Source organism: Micromonospora sp. NPDC049051, from assembly GCF_043197575.1.
Taxonomy (GTDB): Bacteria; Actinomycetota; Actinomycetes; order Mycobacteriales; family Micromonosporaceae; genus Micromonospora.
In genome coordinates this window covers 41,507-62,535 of record NZ_JBICTL010000013.1, presented here as the reverse complement: position 1 = coordinate 62,535, position 21,029 = coordinate 41,507, and the positions used below count along the sequence as shown (strand labels likewise).

Here is a 21,029-nt window from a genome sequence, read left to right as displayed (position 1 = left end):
TCCACGTGTCGCGCGGGCACGCCCGAAACGGAAGAGATCGGAGCCGCACCATGGCCGAGCCGAGCCGGCTCGCGGAGGATCCTCAGCTCCTGCTGCTGCACGCGGCCGGCCTCGGCCGGGCGAGCTGGGACGCAGTCGTCGAGCGCATCCCGGGATTCGCCCGGACCGTCGCGATCGACCTGCCCGGCCACGGCAGCGTGCCGGGGGTCGCGTACGACCGTGACGTCGTGCCGAGGCTCGCCGAGTACGTCGCGGAGCGGATCGGCGCGCTGGGACTGCGCCGGCCGCACGTCGTCGGGCACTCGCTCGGCGGGGTCGTCGCGCTCGAACTGGCGCGTCGGGTGCCCGTCGCGGCGGTGACGGCCCTGTGCAGCATCGGGTTCCGGGCGGTCTGCCACGCGTCGATCTGCGTCGTGCGGACCCACGCGGTCCTGCGGATGACCGCCGCCGTGGGGCCGAGGACGCGCAGGCGGCTGCTCACCCGGGGGGTCGTCCGCAGGCTCGTCATGGGTGGCGTGTCGGCCCGACCCGTGGCCCTGCGGGCCGACGTGGCCGCCGCCGACGTGACGTCGATGATCACCAGTGACCTGTCCGCCCTGAGCCGGCACGCGGGGCTCTACTCGTTCCGCGCCGACGCCACCGACACGACGCCGGTGAACCTCGTGTGGGCCGGCCAGGACCGCGTCGTCCCGTTGCGCGACGCGCTGCGGGCCCGACGGGTGCTTCCCCGGGCGCAGCACTTCGTCATCCCCGGCAGCGGTCACTTCGTCGTACGCGACGACCCGCACGGCGCCGCTGCCGTCATCCACGCCTGCCACATCCAGGTGCTGCGGGAAAGGCAGGCCGAGAATCGCAGAGGAGCCCGCGGAAATGTGAACCCACAGCGCGGTAATTGAGCTGGCAATTCGGCCCCGCACATCCGTCGGGGCGGGAACTGTTGACCGACCGGACGCGACTACTGAGGTACTCGGATGCCGGGACCACCGCTCAGAGGAGTGCGAATGAAAATCACCCCGCAGGCTGGCAAGAAGTTCGGCGTGATCGTGGAGGGTTTCGACGCGGAAACCGCCTCGGCGCAGGACATCGTCGAACTGAAGAAGGCCATCTACTCGAACAAGATCGTCGTACTGAAGAACCAGGACCTGTCGCCGCGGCAGTTCCTGGCGCTCGGCGAGCGGCTGGGCCGGGTCGCGGAGTACTACGAGCCGGTCTACCACCACCCCGAGGTGAAGGAGGTGTTCGTCTCCTCCAACGTCAAGGAGGAGGACGGCCGCCAGATCGGGGTGCCGAAGACCGGCAAGTTCTGGCACTCGGACTACCAGTTCATGCCGCGCCCGTTCGACATCACGATGATCTACCCGCAGGTCGTGCCGTCGAAGAACCGGGGCACGTACTTCATCAACCTGGCGACGGCCTACGAGCAGCTCTCCGAGGAGCTGAAGCTCGCCGCCAAGGAGACGACGGCGACGCACAGCGTGCTGCGGTACTTCAAGATCCGGCCCACCGACGTCTACCGGCCGATCTCGGAGATCATCGACGAGGTCAACGCGAAGACCCCGCCGGTGACGAGCCCGCTCGCGTTCCCGCACCCGCACACGGACGAGACCCTGCTGTACCTCAGCGAGGGCTTCACCCTGTCGTTGCAGGACGCGGACGGCAACGACCGGCCGGAACTGCTGGCCGAGCTGCTCACGGCCACCGGCCAGCTCGACCGCACCTACCAGCACGAGAACATCCACCTCCAGACGTTCGAGAAGGGCGACATGCTCCTCTGGGACAACCAGAGCCTGGTCCACCGGGCGCTGCACACCGCGACCCCGGAGCCGGCGGTGTCCTACCGCGTCACCGTCTACGACGACGTGGACGCGGCGGCCTAGTCCCGCACGGACGTCGATCTGCGGTGGGATCCGGCGGCACCGACCGTCGGATCCCACCGGTGTCCACATCGCACGAGGTCGAGAGGCATGACGTGGCAGATCAGTTGACGGCGGCGACGATCCGGGCGGACGTCGCCGAGTTGCTCCACCGGCGCCCGGACGAGAGCTTCGACACGGAGGACCTGTTCGACTCCGGCCTGGACTCGGTGCGGCTGATGACGCTCCTGGAGCGGTGGCGGGACGCCGGCGCCGAGGTCAGCTTCGTCGAGCTGGCGGAGCGGCCGACGGTGCAGCAGTGGGTGAAACTGCTGGTGGGCCGGGATGAGTGAGCCACTGCCGCTGGGCGCCGCCCAGGAGGGCATCTGGACCGGCCAGCAGTTCGACCCCGACAGCCCCGCGTTCAACACCGCCGAGTACGTGGAGATCCGCGGCCCGGTCGACCTGCGGTTGCTGGAGGCGGCGGTGCGCGGGGCGGTCGGCGAGGCCGAGGCGCTCAACGTCGTGTTCGAGGAGGACGCCGACGGGCGGGCGTGGCAACGCCCCCGCGACGACGGCTCGTGGCCGGTCGACCTGGTCGACACGAGCGCCGAGGCCGACCCGCTCGCCGCCGCGACGGCGTGGATGCGCGCGGACCTCGACAACCCCGTCGACCTGCGTAAGGACCCGCTGTTCCGGCAGGCGTTCCTCCGGCTCGGCCCGGAGCACGTCCTGTGGTACCAGCGCGTGCACCACATCGCCCTGGACGGCTACGGGCTGTCCCTCGTGGCCCGTCGGGTGGCGGAGCTCTACACCGCGTCCGTCGAGGGGCGGGAGCCGCCGTCCCGCACGTTCGGGTCGCTGGCCGCCGTCGTCGACGAGGACCGCGCCTACGCCGACTCGGAGAGGTACGCCGCCGCGCGCGAGCACTGGACGTCGCGGGCGCGGGGCAGGGCGGCGCCGGTGGTGCTCGCCCGCCGCGGCGGGAAGCTGGCGCGGACGGTGCGCCGCGCCACCGCGGACCTCGACACCGCCGGCATCGACGCGTTGAAGGCGGTCGCCACGGCCACCGCGACCACGTGGAGCGAGACGCTCACGGCGGCCTTCGCGGCGTACCTGCACCGGATGACCGGCGCCGACGAGTTGACGCTCGCGCTGCCCGTCATGGCCCGGCTCGGCTCGGTGTCGCTGCGGGTGCCGTGCATGGTGACCAACGTCGTGCCGCTCTGGGTGCGCGTCGCGCCCACCGCCACGCTGGCGGACCTCGCCGGCCAGGTCGCCGCGGAGCTGCGGGCCGGGCGTCCACACCTGCGTTACCGCTACGAGCAACTGCGCCGCGACCTGCGGATGGTGGCCAGCGAGCGCAAACTGTTCGGGCCGTCGGTCAACATCATGCCGTTCGACTACGGCCTGCGCTTCGCCGGGCAGCGGGGCGTCGTGCACAACGTCAGCGCCGGGCTCGTCGAGGACCTGGTGGTCCACGTGTACGACCGGGGCGACGGCAGCGGCCTGCGGATCGTCCTCGACGCCAACCCCAACTGCTACGACGACGGGGAACTCACCGGTCACCTCACCCGGTTCCTGGCCTTCCTGCGTCGCGTGACCGCCGCCCCCGACGCGCCGGTGGCCGGGGTCGACACGCTGCTCGACGGCGAGCGCCGACTGCTGCTGGAGGAGTGGAACGACACGGCCCGGCCGCTGCCGGCGGTGACCGTACCGGCGCTGTTCGCCGCCCAGGCCGCCGCGACCGGAGACCGTACGGCGCTGGTGGCCGGCGACGCCACGCTCACCTTCGCCGAACTCGACCGCCGTGCCGACCGCCTCGCCCATCTGCTCGTCGCCCGGGGGGCCGGTCCCGACCGGCACGTGGCGCTCCTGCTGCCGCGTACCTCCGAGGCGATCGTGGCGCTGCTCGCCGTGCTCAAGGCCGGCGCCGCGTACGTGCCCGTCGACCCGGACCTGCCCGCCCGCCGGGTCGCGGCGATGCTCGCCGACAGCGCACCCGTCGTGCTGCTCACCACCGCGGCACTCTCGGCCGGTCAGCCGACGGACGTCCCGGTGCTGCTGGTGGACGCCCCCGCGACGGCCGCCGAGCTGGCCGGGCTGCCCGACGGGCCCGTGGCGGACACCGGCCTGACGCCGGAGCACGCCGCCTGCCTCATCTACACGTCCGGCTCGACGGGCGTGCCGAAGGGCGTCGTGGTCGAGCACCGCGGGCTGGTCAACCTCTTCCACCACCACCGCGACACGATGATCCGGCCGGCGGCCGACGGGCGGGTGTGCCGGGCCGCCCTGTCCGCGTCGCTGTCGTTCGACACCTCGTGGGAGGGCCTGCTGTGGCTGCTCGACGGCCACGAGCTGCACTACGTCGACGACGACCGGCGCCGCGACCCCGCCGCGATGCTCGACTACGTCGCCCGGCACCGGATCGACTTCATGGACATCACCCCCACGTACGCCGAGGAACTGGTGGCCAACGGGTTCCTCGACGCCGGCCGGTACCGGCCCGCCGTGCTCGCCCTCGGTGGTGAGGCCACCGGCCCCGCCCTCTGGACGGCGCTGCGCGGCACCGGCATGACCGTCTACAACCTGTACGGCCCCACCGAGTGCACGGTGGACACCCTCTGGTGCCGGCTCGCCGAGAGCGCCGAGCCGATCGTGGGCCGGCCGCTGACCAACACCAGGGCGTACGTGCTGGACCCGGCGCGCCGGCTCGTGCCGCCCGGCACGGTGGGGGAGCTGTACTTCGCCGGGGCACCGGTCGCCCGCGGCTACCACGAGCGCCCGGAGCAGACCGCGCAGCGGTTCGTCGAGGACCCGTTCGGGCCGCCGGGCAGCAGGATGTACCGCACCGGCGACCTCGCCCGCTGGCGGCCCGACGGCACCCTGGAGTTCCTCGGCCGCGCCGACGACCAGGTCAAGATCCGGGGCTTCCGCATCGAGCCGGGCGAGATCGAGGCGGTCCTGCTCGCCCATCCCGCGGTCGCCCAGGCGGCGGTGGTGCCCCGCGAGGACGCGCCCGGCCAGCTCCGGCTCGTCGGCTACGTCGTGCCGGCCGGCGACGCCGCGCCGGAGCCCGCCGCGCTGCGGCAGTTCGTGGCGCAGCGGCTGCCCGACTACATGGTGCCGCCCGCGTTCGTCGCGCTGGACGCCATCCCGCGTACCACGAACGGCAAGCTCGACCGCGCGGCGCTGCCCGCGCCGGAGGTGAGCGCGACGGTCGGCGGGCGCGCGCCCCGCGACCACCGCGAGACGGTGCTGTGCGGATTCTTCGCCGACCTGCTCGGCCTGCCGGAGGTCGGCATCGACGACGACTTCTTCTCGCTCGGCGGGCACTCCCTGCTCGTCGCCCGGCTCATGGGCCGGGTGCGCGCGGAGTTCGGCGTGGAGATCAGCATCCGGACGGTGTTCGAGGCGCCGACCGTCGCGAAGCTCGCGCCGGCGCTCACCACGGACACCGGCGGCGGCGCGACGGAGGTGCTGCTCCCCCTACGTACGCGGGGCAGCGGGCCGCCGCTGTTCTGCGTCGCGCCGGCCACGGGGCTGGCGTGGTCGTACGCCGCGCTGCTGGCGGGCCTGCCCGACCGCCCGGTGTACGGGCTCCAGTCAACCGCTGTGGGGCCGTGCGCGAGCGTCGCCGAGCTGGCCGCCGACCACCTGCGCCGCATCCGCGAGATCCAGCCCGTCGGGCCGTACCACCTGCTCGGCGCGTCGTTCGGCGGGCTGGTGGCGCACGAGATGGCCACGCGCCTCACGGAGTCGGGCGAGTCGGTGGCGCTGCTGGCGCTGCTCGACTCGTACCCGGTGCCGGACGCCTGGCGGGACCTGCCGCCGCCCGGCGAGCACGACGCGGCCGCCGCCGTGCTCGGCCAGGCCGCGCTGGGCGGTCTCGACGAGGGGCAGCGCCGCCTCGCGTACGGCGCGTTCGCGCGCAACTCGCGGCTGGCCGCCGGCTGGACGCCCCGCCGCCTCGCCGGTGACGTGCTGGTCGTCGAGGCGACGGCCGGCAAGACCCCGGACTGGCCCGGCCCGCACAGCTGGCAGCCGTACGTCGACGGGCGGATCGACGTGCACCGGCTGGACTGCACCCACGACGGCATGCTCGCCGCCGGTCCCCTGGCGCGGGTCGGCGCCGTACTCCCACCTGTCGGCGATCTCCGGAGGGCAGCATGAGCGAACGGCGTGAGTGGCTCGGACTCGGCGCGGTCCTCGCCGCGACGTTCATGACCCAGGTGGACGGGTTCGTCGTCAACGTGGCGAGCCCGTCCATCCAGCACGACCTCGGAGCGGGTTTCGACCAGATCCAGTTCGTCGGCGCGGCGTACGTGATCGCGTTCGGGGCCCTGATGGTGACCGGCGCGCGGCTCGGCGACCGGATGGGGCACCGCACGGTGTTCCTCTGGGGCGTGGCCGGCTTCACGGTGACCTCGCTGCTGTGCGGCGTGGCGCCGGACGCCGACCTGCTCATCGTGGCCCGCTTCCTCCAGGGCGCCGCGGCGGCGTTCATGGCGCCCCAGGTGCTCGCGATCATCCGGGCCACGATGCGGGACCCGGACCGGCTGGCGCGGGCCATCAGCGTCTACGGCGTGGTGATCGGCCTTGGCGTGATCAGCGGCATCGCGGGCGGCGGGCTCATCGTCGAGGCCAACATCCTCGGCCTCGGCTGGCGGCCGGCGCTGCTCGTGAATGTGCCCGTCGGGATCGTGATCCTGGCGCTCGGCGGGATCCTGCCCCACACCGTGCCGAAGGCGCCGCACCGCCTCGACCTCGCGGGCGCGGCGCTCACCATCGTGGCGGCACCCGCCCTGCTCGTACCCCTGGTCTTCGGGCCGGGCGGCTCGGCGTGGCTGTGGCTCGGGGTGCCGCTCGCGGTCGCCCTGGGCGTCGTGCTCGTCAACCAGCAGCGGCGCCTGCACCGCGAGGGCGGCGAACCGCTTTTTCCGCCCCGGGTCGTCACGGCCCCGGGGATGCGGCTGTCCCTGCTGACCGTGCTGGCGCTGTTCGCCACGAACTCGGGGCTCTTCCTCGTGTTCACCTACTACCTGCAGACGGGGCTGCGCCTCACGCCCCTCACGGCGGCGCTGATGTTCGTGCCGCTCGGGATCGGCTTCTCGCTGGGCTCGGCGGCGAACCGGCGGGTGGGTCGCCTCGTGGCGACGCCGACCCCGGTCTGGGGCTGCGGCCTGCTCGCCGCCGTCCTGCTGGCGAGCGCGGGCGTCGTCCAGGCGCCGGAGTCCGCGCAGGCGCCCATGCTCGTCGCGGTGGTCACGTTGGCCGGCTTCGGGCAGGGCCTGGTCGTCTCGCCTCTGGTGGCCGGGATCCTCGGCCGGGTCAGGCCGACCGAGGCCGGCGCGGCGTCCGGCATGGCGACCACGGTGACGCAGTTCGGCCTCGCGCTCGGGGTCGCGGTCGCGGGGGTCTGGTACCGCACCGTGCTCGGCGCGACGCCCGGCGACCCCGGGGTGCCCTTCGCCGACCACGCGAACGCCTTCGCGGCCACCGCGCTCCTGCTCGCGGCCTCCGCGACCTGCGCCGGCCTGGTCAGTGCCCGTCTGCACCATCTGCCCGCGCCGACGGCCGCGGCAGCGGAACCGGAAGGGGCGGCGGCGCCCACGCCCGTCGCCACGTCGACCATTCGGAGGACCGGATGAAACTCAAGCGATTCCCCCTGGCGGCGGCGGTCGCCGCCCTGCTGTTCAGCACGGCCTGCACGGCGGCCAGGAGCGAGGCCGAGCTGTCGGGCGGGCCGCCGGCGGCGGGCTACCCGGTGACGATCAGCAACTGCGGCAAGAAGTACACCTACGAGCGGCCGCCGAGCCGCGTGGTGGTGATGAACGGCGGCTCGGTCGCGGAGGTCTCCGCGCTGCTGGAACTCGGCGTCGCCGACCGCATCGTCGCCAACGCGCAGTCCTACGGCGCCTCGGAGGTCGACGGCCGGGTCGACGCGATCAAGCAGTTGCCGACGGGGAACATCAAGCTCAACGACATGTCGGACATCCCGCGCGAGGCCATGATCGGTCTCACGCCCGACTTCGTGATCTCCACCTACGACGGGGGCTTCCGGGCCGAGGCGGGCTTCGCCACCCGCGACGACCTCGCGGCGGTCGGGGCCAACACGTACGCGCCGCAGAACTCGTGCGGCGAGGTCGGCACGGTCTCCGGCACGCCGACCGTCGAGGACAGCTACGCGCTGCTGCGCGACCTCGGGGCCATCTTCGGGGTGTCCGATCGGGCCGAGAAGATCATCGCCGACTCGAAGGCGCGCATCGCCGAGGTCGGGGCGAAGACCGCGAGCCTGCCGAAGCAGAAGGTCATGCTGATCATCCCCGGCATGGCGATGGGCGGCGAGTTCAGCTCGGTCGGCGGCAACGGGATCTGGAACGACATCATGGCCAGGTCCGGTGCGGTGAACGCCTTCGCGGGCGCCACCGAACAGATGTTCGCCAACCTCTCCCGCGAGCAGGTCGCCAAGGCCGACGTGGACGTCCTGCTCGTCGTGAACTACATGTCGAAGGATCCGGACGCGGACGCGAAGAAGCTGCTCGCCCAGTTCCCGCAGTGGGACGCGGCGAAGAACAACCGCTACGTCGTGCTGTCCGACTCGATCTACCTCGGCCCCAGCAACCACCTCGCGGTCGCCAAGATCGCGCAGGCCGCGCACCCCGAGGCGTTCTGAGCGCCATGACCACCTTGACGCGTTCTCCGAACGGCCGGGTGACGGCCCTGCCCAAACGCCACGCCGTCCGGCCGGCCCCACTGCACGCCGCACCGTTGCCACTGTGCCTGCTCGTGCTCGGCGTACTGCTGGTCGCGCTGATCCTCGTCGCGGCGGCCGTCGGATCGGTCCAGGTCTCCGTCGGCGACACCGGCCGGATCGTCTGGGCGCACCTGACCGGGGCGACCCCCGCGGTGGACCCGGCGCACGACCAGATCGTCTGGACCTTCCGGATCCCGCGCGTGCTGCTGGCGGCGCTGTGCGGGGCCGGCCTCGCGGTCGCGGGCGTCGTGTTGCAGGCCCTCGTGGCCAACCCGCTCGCGGACCCCTTCATCCTCGGGGTGTCGGCGGGCGGCTCGGTCGGTGCCGTCACCGTGATGGCGCTCGGCGCGGGCACGCTCGGCGGGCTCGGCGTCTCGGGGGCGGCGTTCCTCGGCGCGATGCTCGCGGTGGCGTTGGTGTTCGCCCTCGGCCAGCAGCGCGGCCGGATCAACCCGGTCCGGCTCGTGCTCGCGGGCGTCGCGATCAGCTACGTCTTCACGTCGATCACCAGCCTGTTGCAGCTGCAGACGACGCCGAACAACATGCGCCAGATCATGTTCTGGCTGCTCGGCAGCGTGGCGGGCGCCCGCTGGGAGCAACTGCAGGTCGCGGGCGTGGTCGTCCTGGCCGTGACCGCGCTGCTGACCCTGTACGCCCGGCAGTTCAACGCGCTCGTGACCGGCGACGAGTCGGCGACCGCCCTCGGGATCGACGTCAAGCGGCTGCGGGTCGTGGCGATCATCCTGACGTCGTTGCTCGCGGGCGCGCTCATCGCCGTGGCCGGTGGCATCGGCTTCGTCGGGTTGATGGTGCCGCACCTGGTGCGGCTCGCGTTCGGCGTGGACCACCGCCGGGTGCTGCCCCTCGCGGCGCTCGTCGGCGCGGTCTACCTCGTGGTCGTCGACCTGCTGTGCCGGACGGTCGACCCGCCGAACGAACTGCCGCTCAACATCCTGACCGCCCTCTTCGGCGCACCGTTCTTCATCTGGCTGATGCGCCGGGATAGGAGCCTGTCCCACTCATGAAGCTTCAGGTGCAGCAGGTGTGCGTCTCCATCGGCAGTACGCCGATCCTGCGCGACGTCAGCCTGGACGTCGCGCCCGGCGAGGTCGTCGGACTGATCGGCCCCAACGGCAGCGGCAAGTCCACGCTCCTGCGGACCATCTACCGGTCGGTGCGACCGTGCGGCGGGCAGGTGCTGCTCGGCGACGAGGACGTCTGGTCGCTGTCGGCGCGGGCGGCGGCGCGGCGGACCGCCGCCGTGTTGCAGAACAGCCCCACACCCCCGGGACTGACCGTGCGGGAGGTCGCGGCGCTGGGGCGTACGCCGCACAAGGGGGTGTTCGACCGCGAGACGGCCACCGACCACGACATCGTCGTCGACGCGCTGACGCGTACCGGGATGCTGGAGCACGCGGACCGCATCTACGGCTCGTTGTCCGGCGGCGAGAAGCAGCGGGTGCTGCTCGCCAGGGCGCTCGCCCAGCAGCCGAAGCTCCTGGTGCTCGACGAGCCGACCAACCACCTGGACATCCGGGCCCGCTTCGAGCTGCTGGAACTGGTGCACACGCTGGGCGTCACCACGCTGGCGGTGCTGCACGACCTGGACCTCGCGGTGCGTAGCTGCGACCGCCTCGTCGTGCTGGACCGTGGGCAGGTGGTCACGGTGGGGCCCGTGCTGGACGCGCTCACGCCCCAGGTGCTCTCCCGGGTCTTCGGGGTCACCGCCGAGACGGAACGCCACGACGACGGCATCGTCCGCGTCACCTACGGCGCACGACCTCTGGCCCGGGTGGGCTGAGCCGTGGTGGGGCGGACGTGTCCGCCGCCCGGGCGGCGCGCACCCCGGGCGGCCGGCGTCGCCCGGGGTGCGCGCCGTCGACCCTCCCGCCACCGCACCCGTACGCAGCCGCGCAGCGGGTCCGCGGGCGTGCTGGGCGACCCGTTCCAACGAATTCTGGTCGTCGGCCATGAGGCCTGCTGGACCACCACTGGAAGCCATTCATCCCCGCATTTCGTACGGTTAACGTGAATCCATGTCGGAGTCACTGGGAGAGAACGCGGTCACGGCCCTGGCCCTGGCCGTCGGGCGGGGGGACCGCGCCGCGGCGGACCCGTTCATCCGTAGCACGCAGCGTGACGTCTGGCGCTTCCTGGTCTATCTCGTGGGGCACGCCGACGCCGAGGACCTGACACAGGAGACGTTCGTCCGCGCGCTGGGCAGCGCGCACCTGTTCACCGGGCGCCACCACGCGCGGGCCTGGCTGCTGGCCATCGCGCGGCACGTGGCCGCCGACCACTTCCGTGCCGCCGCGAGCCGGCCCCGGATCGTCTCCGGCCCGGACTGGCAGGCCACCGCGGAGCGCTCCGGCGCGCTGCACTCGCCCGGCCCGGACGACGCCGTCGCCCTCAGCCTCGCGCTGCGTACGCTGCCCGCCGGCCGCCGCCTCGCGTTCGTCCTCACGCAGGTGATCGGATTCGGGTACGCGGAGGCGGCCGAGTTCTGCGGCTGCCCCGTCGGCACGATCCGCTCCCGGGTCGCGCGGGCCCGCCGTGACCTGGTGTCGGCGCTGGCGACGGCGTCCGGCGCTCCCTCGGGAGGCGGCGGCCGGGCGCGCCGATCCCCGCGCCAAATGTCCCTACTAGAGGTTATGACGTGACGGCGGCAAATGTTCCCTAGCATCGAGTAGGACCCTTTCGCGCCGCGGCGACTGCGCGTTAGCGGCTTGACGCCCGTGATTTTTATGTGGAAAGGTCGTCCTCAGGGGGAAGGTGTTCGTAGGGACACGCACAATTCGTGGGCGGGAATCTGTTCAAAAGCGTTTGCGGTGCGTAATGACTCGTGGGCTGCGGCGCCCCGTCGGCGTCGGTTCGGCCGTAGCGGGTTTCGCGCGCGCCGACGAGGAGCATTCCCACCGCCGGGTCGACCAGTGGGGAGAGTTCCGTGGCTGTTGGACCGACGCCCGTCACCGGGCATCGCGGTCGGCGGGGGACCGGCCGGAGCGGGTGCGGGGCGGGTTTGCCGCTGGGCGTAGGCCGGCTGCGCTAGAGCGCACGAGAGCGCTGCTGCCGTGAACCTCTCCGTCACACCAGGGCGCTCGTCATCGCGAGACGAAGTCGCGCCGCTGCCGCCACCGCGTCTCGCGATGGGCGTCGTCACCGCCGTCTTCGCGAGCATCAGCCTCATCGGCTTTCTCCACGTCATGCTCCTGCCGGTCGGGCCGATCGCCATCGCGCTGTCGTTCACGTGCATCGCCATCCTGATGACGATGCAGTTGCTGTGGTACGGCCGGGACAACGGACGACTGCGTACGCCGCTGGGCTACGGCGTCCTCGTCACCCAGGCGGCGCTGGTCTACCTGCCGATCCTCGCCTTCGGCCAGGCATGGGTCGGCATGCCGGGCTTCCTGGCCGGCAGCGTCCTGCTCGTCCTGCGCCCGATCACGGCGTGGGTGGCCTTCAGCGTCGTCGTCGCCTCCATGGCCGTCGCGCAGTGGATCTTCACCCAGGCGCCGATCGACATGCTCTACACCGCGATCTCCACCGTCACGACGGGCCTCGTGGTCTACGGGCTGTCCCGGTTGACCGCCCTCGTCGTCGAGGTGCAGGAGAGCCGGGCGGAGATCGCCCGCATGGCGGTGCTGCGGGAGCGGCTGCGGTTCGCCCGCGACCTGCACGACCTGCTCGGCTACAGCCTGTCCGCGATCTCGCTCAAGATCGAACTCGTGCACCGGCTCATGGAGAAGTCGCCGCAGGAGGCGAGCGACCAACTGCTGGAGATCCTGGAGATATCGCGGGTCGCCCTCTCCGACGCGCGCACCGTGGCCAGCGGCTACCGCGAACTGTCGCTGGAGGAGGAGTGCCGCTCCGCCGTGTCCGTGCTCTCCGCCGCCGACATCCAGGTGCGGCTGGACAGCGACCACCTCGACCTGCCGGTGCAGGTGAGCACCGTGCTCGCCACGGTGCTGCGGGAGGGGGTGACCAACATCCTGCGGCACAGCAAGGCCAAGCGCTGCGACATCACCATCCGCCAGACGCAGGACGACGCCTGGATCGAGATCGTCAACGACGACCTGGCCGTCGGGGCGCCCAGGGACCCGGGCAGCGGTCGCAACGGGCTGCGCAACCTGTCCGTACGCGCCCAGGAGATCGGCGGCTCGCTCTCGGTCGAGCAGCAGCCGGACCTGTTCCGCCTCTGTGCCAAGGTGCCCCTGCGGCTGGAGCGCCACGGGGCGTCCCGGTCACAGCCAGCCGGCCTCCCGGGCGACCCGGATGGCGTCGACGCGGTTCCGGGCGGACAGCTTGTTGACGATCGTGGTCAGGTAGTTGCGGACGGTACCGACTGAGAGGAACATCCGCGCTGCGATGTCGACCGCCTGGAGTCCCTCCGCCGTGAGGCGGAGCACCTCGGTCTCGCGTGCCGTGAGCGGGCACTCCGCGCTGTCCCAGGCGGCCATCGCGAGCTGACTGTCGACGACCCGGCGCCCGGCGGCGACGCTGCGGATGGCGTCGACCAGCTGCTCGGTCGGGGCGTCCTTCAGCAGGAAGCCGGTCGCCTTCGCCGACAGCGCCCGGCGGAGGGTGCCGGGCCGGCCGAGCGCGGTCAGGACGAGGGTGCGGATCTCCGGCAGGTGGGCCTGGATGTCCGCGATCGCGGAGAGCCCGTCCTTGCCCGGCAGGTCGATGTCGATGACGGCGACGTCGGGCCGGAACCGCTGCGCCATGGGCAGGATCTCCGTGCCCGAGGCGACCGCGGCGACGACCTCGATGTCCGGCTCCAGGTTGAGCAACGCGACCAGCGCATCCCGGACCATGTGCATGTCCTCGGCCAACAACACCTTGATCAACTTGGCATCCCCTGTCGGGCCGGCGCAATTAACCCCGTTCTATCACGCGCCCGCACGCATCATGAATGCCCTTTTCGCGCCCGCACGCGCAGTGCGGCGGTGCCATTTTCCGAAGGTGCCCGGTCTATTTACATTCCGTGTACGCCCAGGTACTCCTCGTTACAGGAAATGTCGTTTTCGGGTAGTCCGATGGCGAATTCGCCGACGCCGACCTCGGCCGGCCAGTCGAGTCCGAACGCCGAGGCGGAAACCCGCGCGTCACCCATGGTGAGGGCGCAGGTGGCGAGCCCGAGCATCGTGGCGACGAGAGAGAGCGTCTGCTGGAGCATGCCGACGTGCTTCAGGGTGGTGGCGTAGGAGATGCTGTCGTACACCCAGGACAGTCGGCCCGTCCGAGCCGTCATGGTGATCAGCACCGGCGGAGGTCGTCGGCCGCCGACGGAGACCCGCGCGTTGTCGAGCAGCTCGTCGACGTCGGCCGGGCTGGCGTTGACGAGGGTCAGCGCGTGCTCGACCGGGCTGTAGTGGTAGATCCCGCGCCCGAGGTCGGCGCAGCGGTCCACCGTCAGGTACAGCTCCAACTCGTACAGCGAACCCGCACTGGGGTACGGCCGTCGCGTCACCGTGTACCGCACGTTGTCCGGGGCCGTGGCCACCGTCTGCATCCGGACCCGCGCGGCGTGGAACAGCAGCTCCCCGAGTTCCCGGGTCGACGGTGCCGCCTCCGCGAAGGCGCGGGTCGACCGGCGCCGGTCGACAGCCTCGGTGAGGGTCATCCCGTGCGGGACGGTGACGGGTGGCCGGTACATCGGGATCCGTGGCCCGGCGGGCGCCGGCTTGGCGGCGACCGGTGGTGGCAGGGCCGCCACGTGGCGGAACGTGGCGCCGGCGGGGTCGTCGTGCGTGCCGAGCCTGCTGCGCGAGTGGAACAACAGGTCGTACGGCGACCACATCCGCAGTGTGGGGTCGGTGTCCTCGTGGAACCGCGACGTGTCATCCGCACCGGCGACGACCATGCCGGCAGCGACCAGGTAGGCGACGATGTCGGCCACCTCCGGCAGCGCCAGGCCGGCCCTCCGGCTCACCTCCACGATGGTCGTCGCGCGGGGGAGCGCGCCGAGAACCAGCGCGGCCTGCGGCCGGTGCAGCACCACCCGGTGGTGCGACAGCGGGGACTCGAGCACCAGCTCGCCGTCCCGCTGGTGCGCGAACGCGAACCGGGACAGCTTGACGACCTGGTCCTCGGCGACCTCCGGCAGCTCGAGCATCCCCAGCGGGGACACCGGCTGGACGGAGAGCAGCGGCACCGGCGAGTCCCGCGAGCCGAGCGAGCGGACGATCCGGCCGGGCAGCCGGTCGAAGACCGTCCGGAGTGCGCGCCCGTCCAACCCGGCGACGTTGCCGAGCGCGACCGGCCCGTAGGTCATGCGGTGCAGGACCTCCTCGACCGAGGGCGCGGGCCGGCCCACCGGAACGTCACCCCAGCGGGTGAGGATCGTCAGACTGCCGTCCTCAGCCGTCTCGATGGTCACGTCGTCCCGGAAGGACCACAGCGACAGGCTCGGTCCGGGGCGGGACGTGTCGGCGTCGGATGGCAACCTGGCTCCTCGACGGGCGCGGCGGGTGACGCCGGATACGCCCTCTCTACACGAAAAGTGGTATCGGATTGAGGTTCTCGTACTCCGTGGGGCGGTCGAGCCGGCCCAGCCGCACCGGGACGTCGAACAACCGGCCCGGCGCGAACCGGGCCCAGAAGCCGCGCATCCCCGGCACGATGGCCTTCACCACGGGGAGCCCGACGTCCGGGCGGGTCTGGTCGAGCACGAGCACGTCGAGCCCGAGCGCCTCCAGCCGGTGCTGCACCGAGCGGACGTCGTCGAGCAGGTCGTCCGCCGGGGTGTGGCGGTAGTCGACCAGCCTGCGTGCCGGCACCGTCGGGTCGGGACGCAGGTAGGCGTCGCCGGCCCAGGTGGCGGTACGCCACCACCGTACGGCGTCGGGATCGGACCAGCCATACCCGCCGTCGTCGTCGCCACCGACCTCCGCCACGGTCGGCATCAACTGGTTCATCTCCGTCAACGCCCGGACCAGCGCCGCCCGTGGATCCGGGTGGGCGCCGAAGCCGAACATGATGTCCTCGCACCGTTTGTCGGTGCGCCGCGACAGCGCCGCCATCGTGGGGATGCCGACGTCGGACGTCACGTCCAGGACCCAGACCTCGCGGTGCAGGCCCGCGTAGACCTCCCGCAGCTCGTCGATCCAGCGGTCGCGGAAGCTGTCGAGATCCACCGCGGGGGCCTGCGTGCGGTTGTACCACCACAGGGCCACCGCGTCGCGCTCCACCAGCTCCAGCAGGCCCTGCAACAGCGCGTCCTCCAGGCTGCTGCCCGCGGCGTTGCCGTTCGAGTCCGCGCACAGCGTCAGGCCGCCGTGCTGCTCCGGCACGTTGAAGTAGAGCATCGAGGTGGGCAGCAGGCGGTGCCGCTGCCCGGTGAGCGACCACACCGGGGTCCAGCTCGTCACGGCCCGCTCGTCGAACGGCGCGCACACGTACTGGAACGGCGAGCAGGTGGCGTTCCAGCGGGCCCGGTCGGCGTACTGCCGTTCGTCGAAGAGCAGGCAGTCGTCGGGGTGGATGGCGGTGTCCGCCAGCTCGGTGTAGCTGCCGGTGACCCGGGCCTCGTCGCCGTGGAAGTAGGCGCTGTGCCGCTCGACGGCCTCGCACAGCGCGCTCACCTCGGCGTGCAGGGGGCTCACGCCCTTGCCGCCGTTCTCGGCACGCAGCGCGAAGCGCATCTGCTCCGCGTTGCGGCGCGTGGTCAGCGCGAGGTTCGGGCCGGAGCGGTACGAGTTGAAGAAGGCCGGACCCCGCCCGTCGCGGGCGATCTCCTTGACCACGCCGCTGACCGGGCTCACCAGGTGCCCGTAGTCGTGCAGCACCCGCTCGGGCGGCAGAGCGCGGTGGCTGCCGCCCGAGCGGGACGCCTTCGGCCGGCTGCGCAGCGGCACGGGCCGGAACGCCCGGTCCCGTTCGATGCCGGGGTCGCCGCACTCCGGGCACTGCGGCCGTACGCGTACCTCGTGGTGCACGCCGCGCAGGCTGACGCTGTCCAACGTCCACACCGCGCGCTGCCCCTCGTGCCGGAGCCCGGCCGTCCACTTGACGGCCTCCAGCGCCACCAGGTGCAGGGCGGCGGCGCCGAGCGGGGGCAGCGTCACCGGCGGAGTGCCGATCCGGGTGTCGGAGCCGACGACGGCGCGCAGCCGCGTCTCGGCCTGGCGGTGGCCGCGCAGCCGATGCGCCAGGCAGTGCCAGCATCCCGTCGCGGCGGAGGGGTCGAACACCGGACCCACCCACACCTGTGCGCCGCCCGGCTTCGCGAGCAGCCAGGGCCGGCGTGCCGCGCGATGCGCGGCGTCGACGGCGGCCAGCCCCTCGTCGAGGTAGTCCGTACAGAGCACAATCGATAAGTCGGCGGACGAACGCGAAAAGTTCCCGGAAATCGGCGTCACCGTCAACCCGGCCGCCCGCAGCGCGTCCCGCGCCGCCCCGGCATCGGCCGGAGTGCCACCGAGGGAGACGAGGTCGACCCGGGCGCCGGCGGTGGCCCGTACGGCGGCGGTGGGCTCCAGCCCCGCCGACTCCCAGTACGCGAGCGCGGGCTCGTCGGCCGCCGCCTCCGGCGGGGGCCGCAGCGTGACCAGACCGGCGTCGACGAGCCGCCGGACGACCGCGCCGATCTCGGCGGACGACATCCCGGCAGGGCTGTCCCGGACGAGTTCCGCGAGGCCCCGGGTGCCGTCGAGCAACGGGGCCAGGGCCTCGACGTGCGCCCCGCTGACCGAGGTGGCGTCGCGTTCGGACAGCAGGTAGACCGCGTCGCCGGGCACCACGTGGGCCCGCAGGTGCCGCTTGAACCCGACGCGCAGTTGGGCATCCCCACCCGACATGGCTGCTCCCTGCTCGACCAGTGCCGCTCCAGTGACATTCCAGCGTGCCTCCAGCCAGCCTCCCGCCAGCGCACGCCCTGGGCAAGTGCCGCCGTCACATGCTGCCCCCTCGTTTGGTCACGCCCGCCCATGACGCGGTCACTATCGGCTCGACCCCGGCTTGGAATAGCGTGGAAGCCTGTCCTGACTCCCCCTGGTCGGAATCGTCGCTCTCGTCACGGAACCAGTACGCCGACACCACTCGTCGGCGGGTGGAATGTGCGGTGGATCCGACTGATAGCGAGGTCGGCGAAATGATTACCAAGTTTGCGGAACTGGGATCGATGTCGCACGAGGAGAAACTGACACTCCTCGCCGCGTTGCTGGAGTCGGCCGCCGACCCCGTGACCGAAGTCCGACGCCCCGAGCCACCGCCCGCCGTGCCGTCGGCGCGACCGGCGGGGAACCCGCTCGCCGGAGTGCGCTTCGAGTTGCTCGGCCCGCTCGTCATCCGGCACGACGGGGTCGACATCGCGCCGAGCGCACCGAAGCTGCGGCTGGTGCTGTCCGCGTTGCTGTTCAACGCGAACCAGCCGGTGGGCGCGTCGGTGCTCGTACGGGAGCTGTGGAGTTCGGGGGCACCCCGTACCGCCCACGCCACCCTCCAGACGTACATGTTCAAGGTGCGCAAGCTCTTCCGCGACGTGGCCGGGGGGTCCGTCGAGGACATCGCGCGCGACGTGCTGCTCACCTGCTCCGGCGGCTACACGCTGCGGGTGGACCCGAAACAGCTCGACATCGTCGAGTTCGACGACCTGGTCACGGCGGGCACGGCGGCGATGCACGCGGGCGACTACGAGCAGGCGGACGCGCACCTGCGCCGGGCGCTGGCGCTGTGGCGCGGCAACGTCGTGCACCAGGGCCAGTGGGGCCCGCAGCTGCGCGCCCAGGCCGCCCGGCTGGAGGAGCGGCGGTTCTACGCGTACACCACCCGGATCGACGCCGACCTGTGCCTGGGCCGGCACCGGGAGGCGACCTCCGAACTCGCGTCGCTGGTGGTGGAGCACCCGCTGCACGAGTCGGCGCACACGATGCTGATGCTCGCGCTGCACCGGTCCGGCCGTACGCCGGCCGCGCTGGAGGTCTACCTGCGGTTCCGCCGACGGATGCGGGGCGAACTCGGCATCGAGCCCTCGGACCGGATCCAGGCGCTGCACCTGGCCTTGCTGTCGACCGATCCGCTTCTCGCCGACCTGTCGCTCACCTCCGACATGCTGCTGGACCGGCTCGTCGGTCGGGCCCGTCAGGGGCGTCGACTGAGTTCTTCCGCTGTTACCGGGTGATGGACAGGCCGCGATTACCTTCAATTTCGCACTCGTGCGCAAAGGAGGAATAGCAATGACCACATCGCCGGTGAGAAACGGCACGTCGATCGGGCGTGCGACATTTGCCAACGACCCGGGACTGCTTTCGGACGTGCTGCGCCCGTACGCGAGGCCGAAGACCCAGTACCTGAAGTCGGCGACGGTCACCGTCGCGAACGGGCTGGCGAGCGCGGAGGGCGAGTTCGCCATCCCGTACCCGTGCTACATCGACGACACCGGGCACCTCAACTCGGTCGAGGTGAACATCTGCTTCAACCAGCTCATGTACTACCTGATCGCCAAGTGCGTCCAGGACCGGGCGGTTCCCGCGCTGGGCGCGTGGACGATGGACGACTACTGGGCCAAGCAGCTGCCGGACATGCTCATCGCGAACTTCACCAGCAAGTTCCGCCGGCCGATCGACTCGTCGTCGTTCCGCGGCGAGGTGGCCTTCGCCGAGTTCAGTGAGCGCAACCGCAGCAAGCCGGTGCAGATCATCGACATGCCCTGGCGCTTCTGGGACCACCAGGGCGGTGTGGCCGAGGGCGAGGTGCGGATGGCACTGATCAACCCGCCCGGTATGCGCTTCCAGGCCGACGCGGCGTGAGCCGCCCCCACCCGTACGTCCCCTGAGGAGGAGCCGGTGACTGTTCAGTTGCGCACCCTCGTCGACGTGGTGCGCAGGCACGCAGTCCAGCAGCCGGACGTCGTGGCCATGGTCTGCGAGGGCCGGCGCGTCGACTACGCCGCCCTGCACCGCGTCAGCAACCAGGCCGCGCGTGCCCTCCAGGCGGCGGGCCTGCGCCCCGGCGACCGCATCGCCTACCTGGGCAAGGAGTCCGAGCACTTCTACGAGCTGCTCTTCGGGGCCGCCAAGACCGGCGTGGTGCTGGTGCCGATCAACTGGCGGCTGGCCGCCGGCGAGGTCGAGCACATCCTGCGCGACTCCGGCGCCGCCCTGCTGTTCGTCGACTCCGACTCCGCCACCACGGCCGAGAAGCTGGCGGCGGAACTGCCGGCGCTGACGCGGGTGGTCGCGCTCGACGAGCCGGGTGCCGCCGGGGCGGGCTTCACCGCCTGGACGTCGGCGCAGCCGGACGCGAACGTGCTGGCCAGGGTCACCGCCGACACGCCGCTGGTGCAGATGTACACCAGCGGCACGACGGGGCTGCCCAAGGGCGTCGTCCTCGCGCACCGCAGCTTCTTCGCGGTACGCCAGGCGCTCGCCTCGGCCGAGCTCGACTGGATCGACTGGCGCGCGGGCGACGTCAGCCTCGTGGGCATGGCCGGTTTCCACATCGGCGGCCTCTGGTGGGCCACGCAGGGCTTCGTCTCGGGCGTGACGAACGTCGTGATGCGCGAGTTCACCACGGCGGGCGCGGTCGAGCTGATCAGGACGCTGCGCGTCACCACCGCCTGCCTGGTGCCCGCGATGCTGCGGCTGCTGCTGGCGGAGCCCGGTGTCTCGCGGGACGACTTCACCTCGCTGCGCAAGGTGGTCTACGGTGGCGCGCCCATCTCGGCGGCGCTGCTCGCCCGCTGTGTCGAGGGCTTCGGCTGCGAGTTCGCCCAGATCTACGGGCTGACCGAGACCGGCAACACGGCCATCTGCCTGCCCCCGGGCGACCACACGCCGGACAGCGGCAGGATGCAGGCGGCCGGGCGCCCGTACCCGGGCTTCCAGGTCAAGATCGCCGACGAACAGGGCAACCCGCTGCCGCCCGGCGAGGTCGGCGAGGTCTGGCTGCGTACCCCGGCGGCGATGGTGGAGTACTGGAACCTGCCGGAGGCCACGGCGAAGACGCTGGTCGACGGCTGGGTCGTCACCGGTGACGCCGGCGTGCTCGACGAGGACGGCTACCTGTTCATCCGGGACCGGATCAAGGACATGATCATCGTGGCGGGGGAGAACGTCTACCCCGCGGAGGTCGAGCACGTCATCGGCCGCCACCCGCTGGTCGCCGAGTCGGCCGTCGTGGGCGTGCCGGACGAGCGCTGGGGCGAGGCCGTGCACGCGTTCGTGGTGCCGGTGGAGGGCCAGCAGCTCACCGAACGCGACCTGGCCCTGCACCTGCGCGGCAAGCTCGCCGCGTTCAAGCAGCCCCTGCACTACGAGTTCATCGACCGGGTGCCCCGTAACCCGAGCGGCAAGATCCTGCGCCGCGAGCTGCGCGAGCGATTCTGGCAGGGCCACGAGCGCAGGGTGAGCTGATCGCGATGACCGGGGCGACCAGCGAGCGCGAGCCCTCCGCCCCGCTGTACCGGCCGCCACGGCGGC

At 72.1% G+C, this 21,029-nt stretch carries 16 protein-coding genes; 13 read left to right on the top strand and 3 right to left on the bottom strand.

The genetic code is table 11. From position 1 onward, the window contains the following. The first annotated feature begins 50 nt into the window (after nt 1-50). The 10 genes from ACGFIR_RS30575 to ACGFIR_RS30530 all read left to right on the top strand — a co-directional run bounded on the left by ACGFIR_RS30575 (nt 51) and on the right by ACGFIR_RS30530 (nt 12,956). Nucleotides 51-896, top strand: coding sequence for an alpha/beta fold hydrolase (locus tag ACGFIR_RS30575; protein WP_393008444.1), 846 nt, complete (start codon nt 51-53; stop codon nt 894-896). A gap of 105 nt (nt 897-1,001) precedes the next feature. Next, entirely contained in the window at nt 1,002-1,877 is an 876-nt protein-coding gene (locus tag ACGFIR_RS30570) for a TauD/TfdA dioxygenase family protein (protein WP_393008446.1), read from the top strand. Nucleotides 1,878-1,969: 92 nt separating this feature from the next. Then, complete coding sequence (locus ACGFIR_RS30565; protein WP_393148778.1) at nt 1,970-2,206, top strand: phosphopantetheine-binding protein; 237 nt, start codon at nt 1,970-1,972, stop codon at nt 2,204-2,206. Then, nucleotides 2,199-6,026, top strand: coding sequence for an amino acid adenylation domain-containing protein (locus ACGFIR_RS30560; RefSeq protein ID WP_393148776.1), 3,828 nt, complete (start codon nt 2,199-2,201; stop codon nt 6,024-6,026). The genes ACGFIR_RS30565 and ACGFIR_RS30560 overlap by 8 nt, the downstream gene beginning before the upstream one ends. After that, nucleotides 6,023-7,504, top strand: a complete 1,482-nt coding sequence (locus tag ACGFIR_RS30555; protein WP_393148774.1) for an MFS transporter — start codon at nt 6,023-6,025, stop codon at nt 7,502-7,504. Before ACGFIR_RS30560 ends, ACGFIR_RS30555 begins: the two co-directional genes overlap by 4 nt. Continuing rightward, entirely contained in the window at nt 7,501-8,529 is a 1,029-nt protein-coding gene (locus ACGFIR_RS30550) for an ABC transporter substrate-binding protein (RefSeq protein ID WP_393008454.1), read from the top strand. The genes ACGFIR_RS30555 and ACGFIR_RS30550 overlap by 4 nt, the downstream gene beginning before the upstream one ends. Nucleotides 8,530-8,534: 5 nt before the next feature. Then, nucleotides 8,535-9,635, top strand: coding sequence for a FecCD family ABC transporter permease (locus tag ACGFIR_RS30545; RefSeq protein ID WP_393008456.1), 1,101 nt, complete (start codon nt 8,535-8,537; stop codon nt 9,633-9,635). Then, nucleotides 9,632-10,411 carry an ABC transporter ATP-binding protein gene (locus ACGFIR_RS30540; RefSeq protein WP_393008458.1) on the top strand — a complete coding sequence of 260 codons (780 nt, stop codon included), beginning with the start codon at nt 9,632-9,634 and terminating at the stop codon, nt 10,409-10,411. The genes ACGFIR_RS30545 and ACGFIR_RS30540 overlap by 4 nt, the downstream gene beginning before the upstream one ends. 235 nt (nt 10,412-10,646) lie before the next feature. Then, on the top strand, nt 10,647-11,270 hold the full coding sequence (locus tag ACGFIR_RS30535; RefSeq protein WP_393008460.1) for a sigma-70 family RNA polymerase sigma factor: 624 nt from the start codon (nt 10,647-10,649) through the stop codon (nt 11,268-11,270). Between the two features lie 486 nt (nt 11,271-11,756). Next, nucleotides 11,757-12,956: a sensor histidine kinase gene (locus tag ACGFIR_RS30530; protein ID WP_393008462.1), complete on the top strand. Its 1,200-nt coding sequence runs from the start codon at nt 11,757-11,759 to the stop codon at nt 12,954-12,956. On the opposite strand, the gene ACGFIR_RS30525 is transcribed toward ACGFIR_RS30530, so the two are convergent. The 3 genes from ACGFIR_RS30525 to ACGFIR_RS30515 form a co-directional block, all read right to left on the bottom strand. After that, entirely contained in the window at nt 12,852-13,457 is a 606-nt protein-coding gene (locus ACGFIR_RS30525) for a DNA-binding response regulator (protein WP_393008464.1), read from the bottom strand. The genes ACGFIR_RS30530 and ACGFIR_RS30525 overlap by 105 nt on opposite strands. Nucleotides 13,458-13,585: 128 nt before the next feature. After that, entirely contained in the window at nt 13,586-15,055 is a 1,470-nt protein-coding gene (locus ACGFIR_RS30520) for a SagB family peptide dehydrogenase (protein ID WP_393008466.1), read from the bottom strand. A 46-nt stretch (nt 15,056-15,101) separates the two neighbouring features. Then, complete coding sequence (locus tag ACGFIR_RS30515) at nt 15,102-17,408, bottom strand: TOMM precursor leader peptide-binding protein (RefSeq protein WP_393148772.1); 2,307 nt, start codon at nt 17,406-17,408, stop codon at nt 15,102-15,104. Nucleotides 17,409-17,701: 293 nt separating this feature from the next. Between ACGFIR_RS30515 and ACGFIR_RS30510 the strand changes: the two genes are divergently transcribed. Genes ACGFIR_RS30510 through ACGFIR_RS30500 form a run of 3 tightly spaced genes read left to right on the top strand, consistent with a single transcriptional unit; the run spans nt 17,702 to nt 20,963 of the window. Continuing rightward, a complete protein-coding gene (locus ACGFIR_RS30510) occupies nt 17,702-18,730 on the top strand; it encodes a BTAD domain-containing putative transcriptional regulator (RefSeq protein ID WP_393008470.1) in 1,029 nt (342 codons plus the stop codon). Between the two features lie 55 nt (nt 18,731-18,785). Next, the gene (locus ACGFIR_RS30505) at nt 18,786-19,358 is read left to right on the top strand and encodes an FcoT family thioesterase (RefSeq protein WP_393008472.1); all 573 of its coding nucleotides are present in this window, start codon (nt 18,786-18,788) and stop codon (nt 19,356-19,358) included. A 36-nt stretch (nt 19,359-19,394) separates the two neighbouring features. After that, the gene (locus ACGFIR_RS30500) at nt 19,395-20,963 is read left to right on the top strand and encodes a fatty acid--CoA ligase (RefSeq protein WP_393008473.1); all 1,569 of its coding nucleotides are present in this window, start codon (nt 19,395-19,397) and stop codon (nt 20,961-20,963) included. Nucleotides 20,964-21,029 lie beyond the last annotated feature (66 nt).